Source organism: Pantoea sp. ME81 (genome assembly GCF_903970985.1).
In the GTDB taxonomy this organism is placed as follows: domain Bacteria; phylum Pseudomonadota; class Gammaproteobacteria; order Enterobacterales; family Enterobacteriaceae; genus Pantoea; species Pantoea communis.
Genome location: NZ_CAJCKS010000036.1, coordinates 1 through 13,055 on the forward strand (window position 1 = coordinate 1; position 13,055 = coordinate 13,055).

Sequence of the window (13,055 nt, forward strand, 5' to 3'; positions counted from 1 at the left end):
GTAAAAATCTGCGCACAGATCGCTCGGTACTATGCCGAACATGCGGCTCACTTATTGCAGGCACAACCTTATCCCAGCACGGTAGGCGATGCCTGGCTTGAGTATCACCCGATTGGCGTAGTGGTCGCCGTCGAGCCCTGGAACTTCCCATATTACCAGCTGATGCGCGTGCTGGCGCCGAATCTGGCACTGGGAAATCCGGTGCTGGCGAAACATGCCAACATTGTGCCGCACTGTGCGGATGTCTTCGAAAAACTGGTTGAAGAAGCGGGTGCGCCAAAGGGTGCGTGGACCAATCTGTTTGTCTCGAATCAACAGGTCGCCGATCTGATTGCCGATCCGCGCGTGCAAGGTGTCGCGCTGACGGGCTCTGAACGTGCCGGTAGCGCCGTGGCGGAACAAGCAGGTAAACATCTGAAAAAATCCACGCTGGAGCTAGGCGGCAATGATGTATTCGTGGTGCTGGACGATGCCGATATCGACGAAGCTGTGCGCCAGGGTGCGCAGGCACGATTGAGCAACTGTGGTCAGGTATGTACAGCAGCAAAACGCTTTATCCTGCACGAAAAAATCGCCACTGAGTTTATGGCAAAGTTTAGCGCGGCCCTGCAATCGGCCAAACCGGGGGATCCACTGGATGAAAGCACCACGCTGGGTCCGCTTTCATCGAAAGAGGCTCGCGACCGTTTAGTGAAACAGGTTGAGGATGCGGTTAAGCAGGGTGCGCATGTTGAACTGGGCGGAAAAGTGATTGAAGGCGTGGGTTGTTATTATCAGCCGACGATACTGACTGGACTCACACCGCAAAATCCCGCCTATTACCAGGAGTTCTTTGGACCGGTGGCACAGGTTTATGTGGTGGCTGACGATCGCACCGCCATTGCACTGGCCAATGATTCGCACTACGGTCTGGGCGGTTCAGTGTGGACGCGCGATATTTTGCGTGGGCGCAACATGGCATCGCAGATCGAGACCGGTATGGTGTTTATCAACTCCCAGAGCGATACCGCCGCAGAGTTGCCGTTTGGTGGCGTGAAACGCTCAGGCTATGGACGCGAGTTGTCCGATCTTGGCCTGAAGGAGTTTGCGAATCAAAAATTGGTGGTCGTCGCCGGTTAACAGAAATAAAAAACCCCGTCGCGACGGGGTTTTTTCATTACAGCGACGTTAGTTGCTGGCTGGAGCGGCTTTTGCCGCCTCACCTTCCGGCTTGGCTGGCGTCGCATCTGACTGCGCTTTCTGCGCTGCGGCGGCATCGGCTTTCGCTTTGTCCTCCGCCGCTTTCTGTGCAGTGGTTTTCTCAGCTTTCGCTTTATCCTCTGCTGCTTTTTGGGCAGCCGCTTTGTCCGCCTTCACTTTCTCTTCAGCGGCTTTAGCATCAGCCGCTTTCTGCGCAGCTGCTTTGTCCGCTGCCGCTTTATCTGCAGCCGCTTTATCTGCAGCGGCTTGATCCGCTTTCGCTTTCGCGTCGTCATTGGCGGCAGCAGGCGCAGGTTGTGCCGCTGGCTCTGCTGCTGGAGCCGGGGCAGCCGGCTGCAGCGGGGTACCCTGCAGTGCAGTATTCAACGCGGTAGCAAACTGATCCCAGCTGCAGTAGCCGTTGGCATCGGCATCACAGCCTGCCAGTTGCAGCGTGACACGCTTCGGCGGGTTTTTCAGGCTCAGCACATCAGCATTGCGCAGCTGTTCCGCTGTCTGATAAACATATTCCACTTTCAGCAGATCTTTGTTGTTTTTAGCATCGTGCCAGCGCTCAAACACCACCTGGCCACCGATGGGCGTTTTCTCATCGTTACCCGGCAGCTCGTATGGCTTAACCTGCAATGCGCTCAGCAGCGAGGCAATATTCGAATCATGCCCCACCATCACTGTGACTTTCGGTGCGTTCGCTTTGTCCTGGTCCACTAGCTGGCTGCGGATGTAATCCACCAGCGGTGCGGCCACTTCACGCGCGACATCGGGAGAAGTGAACAGCGCATCCTGATAACCATTTTTGATTGCCGCGAGGGATTTCCACTGCTCAGGGGTTTTAATCTGGCCCCAGGCCACCTGATCGGCCGGGAAACCTTCGTAATATTGCAGCGTGAAGGCATCGACCAGCGAATTGCCGATTTTCAACGGCCCATTCACGTTAGGCTCTTTGCCATTTTCTGCGCTGAAGGTGTTGTCACCGCCGCTCAGATCACACTGTTTTTTGCCGTTACAGGCCGGTGCAGTTTTATAATCAACAATCTTTTCTAACTGCTGGAAAGCCGGTTTCAGCGCCAGCTTCTCATTCGCAGCCGTCATCGCCGCCAGCGCTTTCTTATTGAATTCGTCGCTGCCGTCCGTGATCACCGGATTAAAGATAGGATCCATGGTGCCCATCGCATCCTGATGGGTCACAGAAATATCACAGCCAGGGAAAGCGCCAGTAATGAAGTATTGCGCGGTGGCGACCGTACGTTGCAGGCTGTTGGCATAGACAAAGATGTTGCTGCTGTCCGGGCAGGTGCCGCTTTCCACCAGACCCTGTTGTGCCAGCCACTGACGGGTATAGTTACCCATGTAGACTTCCAGCACGCCGCCTTTAGTGGTTAACTCGCCGCCGGGCACATCCCACTGCGGCCAATTCTTCTTGGTGGATTGTTCCAGCACGCTGCCGTTGTTGGCTAACGGTGCACGCAGATTGTGACGGCTCAGCATCAGCACTTGCTGTAACTGCATATCTCCATCTGCCGCGTAAGCAGACATACCGATCGGGAGCGCAGCGATAACTGACAACGCGCAAAGACTCAGTTTCTTGATCATTGTGCCTATTCCATAATTCATCAGTGAAACACTCTGGCATTCAAACGATTAGCTCGCCATTGAGCGAATTACCGCACAGTGTAACCCAGCTTGCCTCGGAAAATCGCCAGATGTTTACAAAAACCGTGAATGGAATATAGCAGTAAACGCGCGTGCCGTCGGGTTACGGCAGCAGATTGAAAAGCAACGGGATGTTTTTCGGATTTCCGGAACGCAGAAAAGCAAAAAGCCCGCATTTCTGCGGGCTTCTTTAATATGGCGGAGGAACAGAGATTCGAACTCTGGGATGGTTTCCCATCGACGGTTTTCAAGACCGTTGCCTTAAGCCACTCGGCCATCCCTCCGGAAATCTTTTTGTCACTTCACTCTGCAAGAGTGATGGCGGAGGAGGAGAGATTCGAACTCTCGGATGGTTTCCCATCGACGGTTTTCAAGACCGTTGCCTTAAGCCACTCGGCCACCCCTCCGCAATGAGGCGCACTATAAACATCCCCCCGAACGATGTAAAGCGCGGATTGAATCGTTCGCCTGAAAAACAGCCAAAATCCATTTTTTCGCTGTCAAAATCACCATTCTGCTCAGTGAAACAGCAATTTATCGCGTAAAGATGGGTAAAACGACTTTGCTGTCTGGTAGCCGTTGCGTATCCTCAGGCCATATTTGGTGTTCTCTCTCTATAATGGAGCGCATGATGGATAGAATAATTAGCTCGTCACAGCAGCAATCGCTGATCAGCACCCACAAAGTGCTGCGCAATACCTACTTCTTACTTGGCCTGACGCTGGCGTTCTCCGCGGTCACTGCCACGCTCAGCACCGTTTTTGCTCTGCCCTCTCCCGGATTAATTTTGATGCTGGTCGGTTTTTACGGTCTGATGTTCCTGACCTACCGTCTGGCAAATAGTCCGGCAGGTATTCTGGCAGCCTTCGCCTTTACCGGTTTTCTCGGTTATTGCCTCGGTCCGATTCTCAGCTCTTTCCTCGCTGCGGGCATGGGCGATGTGATTGCCATGGCGCTGGGCGGTACGGCGCTGGTGTTCTTCTGCTGTTCGGCATACGTCCTGACCACGCGTCGTGACATGTCGTTCCTCGGCGGCATGATGATGGCTGGCTTCGTGGTGTTACTGGTTGCAGTGGTAGCGAATATCTTCCTGCAACTGCCAGCGCTGCATCTGGCGATCAGTGCGCTGTTTATCCTGTTCTCTGCGGGTGCGATTCTGTGGGAAACCAGCAACATCATTCATGGCGGCGAAACCAACTACATCCGCGCCACCGTGAGCCTGTATGTGTCGCTGTATAACATTTTTGTCAGCCTGCTGAGCCTGTTAGGCTTCGCCAGCAAAGATTAAGCTGCAGACGTAAACGTCTAAAACCCCGCTTCGGCGGGGTTTTTGCTTTTTAATAGTCGGCCAACTTACAATATGCCGATTGATGCTGTGAGGAGTGACTGTGATTTTTGCCGGTAAAGAGATTGCCACCGATGCGGAAGGCTACTTAAAAAATAGTGCGGACTGGAGCGAAGCACTCGCTGCGGTGATTGCTGAGAATGAAGCCATTGTGATGAGTGAGGCTCACTGGGAAGTGGTGCACTTTGTGCGCGCCTTCTATCAGGAGTTCAATACTTCCCCTGCGGTACGCATGCTGGTGAAAGCCATGGCGCAGAAGTATGGCGAGGAAAAAGGCAATAGCCGTTACCTGTTCCGACTGTTCCCGGAAGGTCCGGCGAAACAAGCCACTAAAATTGCCGGTCTGCCAAAACCTGCCAAGTGTCTGTAATCAGCCAGTGGTAAATCGCGTGGGCATTGGCGTGGGTTGATGAGGTTCCACCAGCACCTTATCGACCCGTGCACTGGTTGGCCCGCCTGCTTTTAGCCAGGCGATTAACGCCTCCACTTTTTGTTCATCGCCAGCGGCCAGCACTTCAACACTGCCGTCGCGCAGGTTGTGCGCATAACCGGTAACGCCCAGTTTATTGGCCTGTGACTGGGTGTAATAACGAAAGCCTACCCCTTGCACCATACCGTGCACCCAGATTTTGTAGCACGTGTTCGCCATGGCTATCTCCCCATTGTGCGTTGCAATTTGCCGCCATCCACCGGAAAATGGCGCCTCATTTTTTCAGGTAAGCATAGCAAACATGACCGTTCGATTGATTCTCGCTAAGGGACGTGAAAAATCCCTGCTCCGCCGCCATCCGTGGGTGTTCTCAGGTGCCGTTGCCCGTATGGAAGGTAAAGCCCAGTCTGGTGAAACTATTGATGTCTGCGACAGCAATGGTAAATGGCTGGCCCGTGCCGCTTATTCTCCACAGTCACAAATTCGCGCGCGCGTCTGGAGCTGGCAGCAGGATGAGTCAATCGACATCGCCTTCTTTGTCCGCGCTTTTGAAAAAGCGCAGCAGTGGCGCAAATGGTTGGCGCAACGTGATGGCCTTGATAGCTATCGCCTGATTGCCGGTGAGTCGGATGGCATGCCTGGCGTGACCATTGACCGTTTCGGCAACTTTATGGTGCTGCAGCTACTGTCCGCCGGTGCTGAATATCAACGCCCGGCGATTCTCTCTGCCTTACAGCAGTGCTTCCCAACTTGCGCGATTTACGATCGTTCTGATGTTGCCGTGCGCAAAAAAGAAGGACTGGAACTGACACAAGGCCAAGTCACTGGTGAACTGCCGCCGCCGTTACTGCCGATTACCGAACATGGCATGAAATTGCTGGTCGATATTCAGGGTGGCCATAAAACCGGTTACTACCTTGATCAACGTGACAGCCGTTTTGCCACGCGCCGCTATGCTGAAAACGCTCGCGTGCTGAACTGCTTCTCTTACACCGGCGGATTTGCCGTGTCGGCCCTGATGGGTGGCTGCCGCGAAGTGATCAGCGTGGATACGTCACAGGATGCGCTGGATGTGGCGAAACAGAACGTTGAGCTCAATGGCCTTGATCTGTCTCGTGCACAGTTCGTGCGTGATGATGTGTTCAAACTGCTACGTCGTTATCGTGACAGCGGCGAAAAGTTTGACGTGATCGTGATGGATCCGCCGAAATTTGTTGAGAACAAGAATCAGCTGATGGGCGCCTGCCGCGGATATAAAGATATTAATATGCTGGCGATGCAGTTGCTCAACCCTAACGGTATTCTGCTGACGTTCTCTTGCTCAGGACTGATGGCCACCGATCTTTTCCAGAAAATTATCGCCGATGCCGCAGTGGATGCGGGTCGTGATGTACAATTTGTAGAGCAGTTCCGTCAGGCAGCCGATCACCCCGTGATCGCCAGCTATCCTGAAGGTCTTTATCTGAAAGGTTTTGCCTGCCGCGTGCTGTGACTTGAAAATCTGTACCCTGCCTCCATATTAGAGAAAGGGCACAGTTTTGGGAGGCACCATGATTACCAGTAAATTTGGCATTGGACAGCAGGTCCGTCACCGTCTCTCCGGGGTGCTCGGCGTTATTGTGGATGTCGATCCGGAGTTTTCGCTCGATGAGCCCGAGCAGGATGATGTGGCGGCCAGTGAAACGCTGCGCGCTGCACCCTGGTATCACGTAGTGATGGAAGATGAAGAAGGCGAACAGGTTCACACCTATGTTGCTGAAATTCAGCTCGCCGGTGAAACGTCGTATGAGCACCCTGAGCAACCTTCGATGGATGAACTTGCTGCTTCCATCCGGCAGCAGTTGCAGGCACCTAGCCTGCGCCATTAATGACAACGGCGACCTCGGTCGCCGTTTCAGCTTTACGACGCTATGGGCGGAATACCCAGACGCGGAATTTCAATCTTAGGACAACGATCCATCACCACCGTCATGCCCGCATCGCGCGCTAGCACTGCCGCCTGCTCATTGATCACGCCCAATTGCAGCCACAGTGTATCGGCACCAATGGCAATCGCTTCCTGCGCCACACCCCACGCGGCCTCAGCATTGCGAAACACATCTACCATATCCACTTTACCCGGAATTTCTGCCAGCGTGGCGTAAGCGGTCTGCCCCAGCAACTGCTGCCCCGCCAGTTTTGGACTCACCGGAATAACCTCATAACCCTGATCAAGCAAAAACTTCATCACACCATAGCTTGGGCGATCGGCGCGCTCGCTCGCCCCTACCAATGCAATGCGTTTGGTGCGGCTCAATACATCACGAATCGTTTGATCATTCATTTTTTTCTCCTTGTTCGTTCGCCTGAGTGTAGTTGCCATTGCGTGACACAGTGCAAGCCCCTCAGATAAAAACTTTGCGCCTCAGCACGAATAAATATGTGAAAATGTAAATTTACTGCCATAATGTAATAATTTGCTACACATCACCCTTAATCCCCATCCTCCGGGAGTTGAAATGAAGCTGTCTTTGGCTGTTACGAGTTTACTCGTGTTACTCGTATCGGCATCCTGCCATGCCATCACCCTCAAACTCGATCCTGAAATCGACTTGCTGGTGCTCGATGGTCGCAAAATCTCAGGCTCGTTGCTGAAAGGCGCGGATAGCCTGGAGCTGGAGCGTGGGCAGCATCAATTCCTGTTTCGCGTTGAAAAACCTTGTGCGGATGCCACGCATTTTCAGTCGGTGCCGATGATCGTCACGTTCAATGCCAGCGCCACCTCAGTCGCGATTCGTTTACCCGTTCTGGCCAACCGCCGAGAACGCAGCACGTTCGATAAGGCGCTAAATTTCCAGCTCGTTGATGAACGAGGGAATGAAATCACCAGCGTGCGCGATCGCTTACCCCAAGGTAGCAATAGCGATCTGGAAAAGGCCATGCTGAATTATAACCGTACTGCCCAGGCGGCATCGGTTCCTCGCTTTGCGCTGCAATCGGTGAGTGCGCCGGATGCCCAGATGAGTCTCGATTTTGCCTGGCAGGATGCGGGAGAGCTACCTTATCTGCAACAGTGGTTTCAGCGTTTTGATGCTGCTACACGCCTGAGATTTATCAGTTGGATGAAAACCTTACGCGCAAGTTGATAGTGTTGAAATGTCAGGGGTAAACTCATGCCTTAAAATTAATGCATGAGAAGAAACAGGAAGCCCTATGGAGCAGACCGTTCGTACCCTTAACGTTCAGAAACACATTGCCCTCGTTGCCCACGATCACTGTAAAGCGACGCTACTGGAGTGGGTTAAAGCCAACCAGAGCGCGCTGCAACCGCATGTGCTCTATGCCACCGGCACCACAGGTAATCTGATTAATCGCCACACCGGTTTAGACGTCAACGCCATGCTAAGCGGCCCGATGGGCGGCGATCAGCAAGTGGGTGCTTTGATTTCCGAAGGGAAAATCGATGTGCTGTTCTTCTTTTGGGATCCGTTAAATGCGGTGCCGCACGATCCCGATGTCAAAGCCCTGTTACGTCTGGCCACCGTGTGGAATATCCCGGTGGCGACCAATCGCGCCACCGCGGATTTCATTATTCAGGCACCGATGTTTGCCCAGCAGTTTGAGATCCAAATCCCCGATTATCAGCGCTATCTTGCCGACCGCCTGAAAGCGTAATGTTCAGGCCTTCCGACTTTGCGGCACGCCCAATTCGCGGAAGTGTTCGACAAAAACGGAAGGCCGATCTTTATCAAACAGCATCCACACTTGCTGACGTGCGCGGGTAATCGCCACATAGGCCAACCGTCGCTCTTCAGCGTCAGGGAAATCTTCCGGCTGGGGTAATAACCCCTCTTCCATAATCGATTCACGCGCCTCAGCGGGGAAGCCATCACGCCCCTCATGCAGGCCCAGCATAATGACAAAATCTGCCTGCTGCCCTTTGCTGGCATGAATGGTCATAAAATCGATCTGCAATTTCGGCCAGCGCGTTTTGGCTTTATCGAGGATGGCAGGACGCAAATGGTGATAGCGCGCCAGCAACAGCACACGCTCTTCCGGTTTCGCATAGCCACTTAATTTATCCAGCAACGGTTCCAGTTGCTCCTGCGGCAGCAGCGTGACTGACTTCTTATTCCCCTTGCTCAGACTGTTGAGCGGCTTGCGCAGCTGATGTGGATTCTGCTGCACAAAGCGGTTGGCAATCTCACCGATGCGATCGTTGAAACGATAGGTGGTGTCCAGCACGCAGCGATCGCCATCACCAAAATAGTGATGGAAAGCCGTGGTCAGACTCATTTCGGCACCACTAAAGCGATAGATTGCCTGCCAGTCATCGCCTACCGCGAACAAACTGGTGCGCTTGTTCTGCTGGCGCAATGCGGTCAGCAAGGCGGCACGCTGAGGCGAGATATCCTGGAATTCATCCACCAGGATATGCTTCCACGGGCTGATAAAGCGTCCTTTTTCAAGAATGGCAATCGCCTGATGGATCAACCCGGAGAAATCGACCGCGCCCTCTTCTTTCAACGCACTTTTCCAGGCTTTTAATAGCGGCGACATCAGTTTGACGCGTTGACTGAAATTATCGCGATACTCTTCCGGCACATCGGCAATCATGGCAGCCTGCGCGCCGCCGTGCATACGCATCAGTCCCAGCCAGCGCTCCATGCGTGAGGCCAGCCGTTGCGCCAACTTGTCATCCTGCCAGAATGGGCCTTCAGCGACCTCCCACTCCAGTTCCTCCTGCAACCAGTGACGCCAACCGCTCGCCTGCGCTTTTTTACTGTTGCACTGTTCGCGCCAGGTGTCGATCAGCAGTTGCCGCCGCGCCTTGCTGTCACTTTCAAGCTTGCTGATCACCGGCTGCTTATTGCTGCCTTCGCGGATGATGTGCAATGCCAGCGCGTGAAACGTTCGCGCCTGAATCGCACTCTCACCTAAACGTTGTTGAATACGATCGTTCATCTCTTCGGCCGCCTGGCGACCAAATGCCAGCAGCAGAATCTGCTCCGGCTGTGCCAGCTTGCGTTTCAGCAACCAACCGGCACGTGCCACCAGCACCGAGGTTTTACCACTTCCCGCACCGGCCAGCACCAGTAAGGCGTCTTCACCGTTGACCACCGCTTCGCACTGGGAAGCATTAAGCGGTGTAGTTTCGACAGTGGAGAAAAATTCGTGGTAGTCCTTGATGACCTTCGTCGTCCATTCACGGTTGCGCTGGCGAATGGCGGTTTCACCTTGTTCTAACCACTGCTGGCAAAACTGCCAGCGCGCACGGCAATTATCAAACTCATTCAGGCGCGAAAGTGGCAGCGGTAAGGCGGAAAATTGGCGTTGAATGCTCTCTTTTACCGTAGCCAGTTCGCTGCGCTTTAACCAGCGATCCTGTTGCGTGAAAGCGATAATCTCCTGTTCCAAAGCCATCAGGACTTGTGCACTGACTTCGCTCATTTCCTGACTCCACTGCTGCCAGGCATGCTGCAAGTAATGGAAAAAACGCTGCGTCTCCTGCCATTCCGTGCCGTGCAGGCGTACAACCTTATCTTCTGGCAAGTGAAATTCCAGCTCTCCCCAAACCATGCCGCGTTTACAGGCAATGCTGATTAACTGATTGAACGGGATAAGATATTCGTGACGATCGCCACTGACTTCCACGCCAGCGGCCAGCAGACGCACCCGATTATAGGGATGCTGAGCCAGACGTTTGCCCATTGATGTTGCTTTCAGTTCCATGTCCGCACCGTCTTGTGGAATTCGATTATCGCGCAGTTTACCTGTCAGACTCTTGGCGCTCCAGCCTTAAAACAGGCTAAACTGGACGACACATATTGCGGATTGCAAAAGGAAAATCGTGTTATGCGCACCGTATTGAATATTCTTAACTTCGTTTTGGGTGGCGTGTTCACAACGCTAAGCTGGCTGTTTGCCACGCTTGTCAGCATTGTGCTTATCTTTACCCTGCCTTTAACGCGATCCTGCTGGGAAATCACTAAACTTTCACTTCTGCCCTTTGGTAATGAAGCGGTGCATGTCGATGTGCTGCGACCTGACAGTAAAAGCCATGTGCTGAATGCTGGCGGAACCTTCCTCAACATTTTCTGGCTGGTGTTTTTCGGCTGGTGGCTGTGTCTGATGCATATTTCTGCCGGCATCATCCAATGCCTGACCATCATCGGTATCCCCGTCGGTATCGCTAACTTTAAAATTGCCGCTATCGCACTCTGGCCCGTAGGCCGCCGTGTGGTCTCGGTGGAAGAGGCTCAGGCCGCGCGTGAAGCGAATGCGCGTCGTCGATACTAAGGCGGACAATTGATGCTTCTGAACGCGATGCCGGGATGGCGACGTTATCTGTTCAATAGCAGCCTGCGTTATTTATTGCGCATTTTCTTCGCGCTGGCAGGGTGTGCCGCCGTTCCGTGGTGGCTGCAGCAAATAGAGTGGACCATTCCTTTGACGCTCGGCGTGGTGGCGGCCGCGCTGGCCGATCTTGATGACCGATGGACTGGTCGCCTGCGCAATCTGATGATTACGCTGGTCTGCTTCTGCATCGCTTCGGTATCGGTTGAGTTGCTGTTTCCCTATCCGTGGGCCTTTGCCATCGGTTTGGCGCTCTCGAGTTGGGGCTTCATTTTGCTTGGCGCTTTGGGGCAGCGCTATGCCACGATCGCTTTTGGTGCGCTGCTCATTGCGGTTTATACCATGTTGGGAATTGGCTTATTCCCTCAATGGTGGATGCAGCCCGCCCTGCTATTGATTGGTGCGCTGTGGTACAACCTGCTGACATTTATCGGCCATTTGATTTTCCCGGTACGGCCGGTACAGGAGCAACTGGCGGCCAGCTTTTCTCAGTTGGCGAGTTATCTGGAAGCCAAGGCAAATCTGTTCGATCCAGATGCAGGTGAACAGGATGATGCCAGTACCATTGCCACGGCGATGGTGAACAGCCAGTTGGTGGCGCAACTTAATCAGACGAAAACCACCATTCAGAGTCGCTTGCGCGGCGACCGTGGATCGCGCAGCACACGTCGCAGTTTGCACTACTATTTCGTCGCGCAGGATATTCACGAACGCGCCAGTTCATCCCATCTGCAATATCACCTGCTGCGCGATGACTGGCGCTATAACGAAGTGTTGTTTCGCTTCCAGCGTCTGTTGAATATGCAAGCTCAAGCCTGTCGCAAGCTGGCTGAGAGCATCTTGTTAAGACAGCCGTGGCATCATGACAGCAGCTTTGAACGCACTTTTTCCCGGCTGGAAACGGCTTTGGAGAGATTGCAGCAGAATGACCCGCAGGATCCTCACAATCGCGCGCTGTTTTGGCTGCTACGCAATTTGCGTGCGATTGATGCGCAACTGGCCTCGATTGAGTCTGAACAAGCGCTGGCCGAACCGCCTTCCTCAGCCGATAACCATCTTTCTCGTGAAGGGCTGAGTGGATGGGCGGACATTCGGCTACGGCTGAGCCGTCATCTGAGCCCCGGATCGGCGCTGTTCCGTCATGCTGTGCGTATGTCTCTGGTACTTTGTGTCGGATACGCTTTCATTCAGATTACCGGTCTTCATCGCGGCTACTGGATTTTGCTCACCAGCCTGTTTGTCTGCCAGCCTAATTACAACGCCACGCGCCGCCGACTCGCCTTACGTATTGGCGGCACGCTGGCCGGTATCGCCATCGGCTTGCCGGTGCTGTGGTTGGTGCCCTCCATCGAAGGGCAGCTGATTCTCATCGTGCTAAGTGGCGTACTGTTTTTTGCCTTTCGTCAGATTCAGTATGCGCAAGCCACACTGTTCATCACCTTGCTGGTGCTGCTCTGCTTTAACCTGCTGGGCGAAGGATTTGAGGTGGCGTTGCCGCGTATTGTTGACACCCTGTTGGGTTGCGGTCTGGCCTGGCTCGCCGTGGCATTTGTCTGGCCCGATTGGCGTTTTCGCAAAATTAGCGCCGTGGCGGATCGTACGCTGAATGCCAATTGTCGTTATCTTGATGCCATCCTTGAGCAATATCATCAGGGCAAAGATAACCGTCTGGCTTATCGTGTGGCGCGTCGTGATGCTCACAATGCCGATGCGGAATTAGCATCGGTGGTCTCGAACATGAGTAGCGAACTTAAGCTTCAGCAACCGCTGCGTGAAAACGCGTTCCGGTTACTGTGCCTGAATCACTCTTTCCTGAGCTACATCTCAGCGCTGGGCGCACATCGCGAACGGCTTTCTGATCCCGCATTGCTTAAAGTTTTAGACGATGCAGTGTGTTTTGTTGAAGATGTGCTGCAGATTGAACGCGTTAACGACAAGCAGGCAGTAGCCATGCAGCAGCAGGTGATGCAGCAGTTAAGTGATATCAAAAACAGTTCGGACGTGCAGGCGCCGCTGGTGATGCAGCAGTTGGGTTTACTGATTGCCCTGCTGCCAGAAATTGCCCGCCTGCGCCGCACATTATCCAGTCATTAA

At 53.7% G+C, this 13,055-nt stretch carries 13 protein-coding genes and 2 tRNA genes; 9 read left to right on the forward strand and 6 right to left on the reverse strand.

What is annotated here, in order from left to right:
• Positions 1 to 1,119, forward strand: a 1,119-nt coding sequence (locus H7A81_RS09030; protein ID WP_182057294.1) for an NAD-dependent succinate-semialdehyde dehydrogenase, incomplete at its 5' end; no start/stop codon positions are given.
• Between the two features lie 48 nt (positions 1,120 to 1,167).
• On the opposite strand, the gene agp is transcribed toward H7A81_RS09030, so the two are convergent.
• From agp to H7A81_RS09045, 3 genes are all read right to left on the reverse strand, one after another.
• Positions 1,168 to 2,790: a bifunctional glucose-1-phosphatase/inositol phosphatase gene (gene agp, locus H7A81_RS09035; protein ID WP_182057295.1), complete on the reverse strand. Its 1,623-nt coding sequence runs from the start codon at positions 2,788 to 2,790 to the stop codon at positions 1,168 to 1,170.
• A 256-nt stretch (positions 2,791 to 3,046) separates the two neighbouring features.
• Positions 3,047 to 3,134 (reverse strand) — tRNA-Ser (locus H7A81_RS09040).
• Between the two features lie 35 nt (positions 3,135 to 3,169).
• Positions 3,170 to 3,257 (reverse strand) — tRNA-Ser (locus H7A81_RS09045).
• A 224-nt stretch (positions 3,258 to 3,481) separates the two neighbouring features.
• Between H7A81_RS09045 and yccA the strand changes: the two genes are divergently transcribed.
• Both yccA and tusE read left to right on the forward strand, forming a co-directional pair.
• Positions 3,482 to 4,138 (forward strand): FtsH protease modulator YccA, encoded by a 657-nt coding sequence (gene yccA / locus H7A81_RS09050; protein ID WP_034820380.1) that lies wholly within the window; start codon positions 3,482 to 3,484, stop codon positions 4,136 to 4,138.
• Between the two features lie 100 nt (positions 4,139 to 4,238).
• A complete protein-coding gene (tusE, locus tag H7A81_RS09055) occupies positions 4,239 to 4,565 on the forward strand; it encodes a sulfurtransferase TusE (protein ID WP_038647738.1) in 327 nt (108 codons plus the stop codon).
• Here tusE and yccX read toward each other — a convergent pair whose 3' ends face one another.
• Positions 4,566 to 4,844 (reverse strand): acylphosphatase, encoded by a 279-nt coding sequence (gene yccX, locus H7A81_RS09060; protein WP_182057296.1) that lies wholly within the window; start codon positions 4,842 to 4,844, stop codon positions 4,566 to 4,568.
• A gap of 82 nt (positions 4,845 to 4,926) precedes the next feature.
• Between yccX and rlmI the strand changes: the two genes are divergently transcribed.
• Positions 4,927 to 6,117, forward strand: a complete 1,191-nt coding sequence (rlmI, locus tag H7A81_RS09065; RefSeq protein WP_182057297.1) for a 23S rRNA (cytosine(1962)-C(5))-methyltransferase RlmI — start codon at positions 4,927 to 4,929, stop codon at positions 6,115 to 6,117.
• Between the two features lie 58 nt (positions 6,118 to 6,175).
• A complete protein-coding gene (gene hspQ, locus H7A81_RS09070) occupies positions 6,176 to 6,493 on the forward strand; it encodes a heat shock protein HspQ (RefSeq protein WP_034820407.1) in 318 nt (105 codons plus the stop codon).
• A 32-nt stretch (positions 6,494 to 6,525) separates the two neighbouring features.
• Here hspQ and H7A81_RS09075 read toward each other — a convergent pair whose 3' ends face one another.
• Complete coding sequence (locus H7A81_RS09075) at positions 6,526 to 6,948, reverse strand: CoA-binding protein (protein WP_182057298.1); 423 nt, start codon at positions 6,946 to 6,948, stop codon at positions 6,526 to 6,528.
• A gap of 175 nt (positions 6,949 to 7,123) precedes the next feature.
• Between H7A81_RS09075 and H7A81_RS09080 the strand changes: the two genes are divergently transcribed.
• Together H7A81_RS09080 and H7A81_RS09085 are read left to right on the forward strand one after the other, a co-directional pair.
• Positions 7,124 to 7,750, forward strand: a complete 627-nt coding sequence (locus tag H7A81_RS09080; RefSeq protein ID WP_182057299.1) for a DUF2057 family protein — start codon at positions 7,124 to 7,126, stop codon at positions 7,748 to 7,750.
• A gap of 67 nt (positions 7,751 to 7,817) precedes the next feature.
• Positions 7,818 to 8,279 (forward strand): methylglyoxal synthase, encoded by a 462-nt coding sequence (locus tag H7A81_RS09085; protein ID WP_034820416.1) that lies wholly within the window; start codon positions 7,818 to 7,820, stop codon positions 8,277 to 8,279.
• 3 nt (positions 8,280 to 8,282) lie between these two features.
• On the opposite strand, the gene helD is transcribed toward H7A81_RS09085, so the two are convergent.
• Complete coding sequence (gene helD / locus H7A81_RS09090) at positions 8,283 to 10,337, reverse strand: DNA helicase IV (protein ID WP_182057300.1); 2,055 nt, start codon at positions 10,335 to 10,337, stop codon at positions 8,283 to 8,285.
• A 123-nt stretch (positions 10,338 to 10,460) separates the two neighbouring features.
• On the opposite strand from helD, the gene H7A81_RS09095 reads away from it, so the two are divergent.
• Positions 10,461 to 10,904, forward strand: coding sequence for a YccF domain-containing protein (locus tag H7A81_RS09095; protein ID WP_034820431.1), 444 nt, complete (start codon positions 10,461 to 10,463; stop codon positions 10,902 to 10,904).
• Positions 10,905 to 10,916: 12 nt separating this feature from the next.
• Entirely contained in the window at positions 10,917 to 13,055 is a 2,139-nt protein-coding gene (gene yccS, locus H7A81_RS09100) for a YccS family putative transporter (protein WP_166932037.1), read from the forward strand.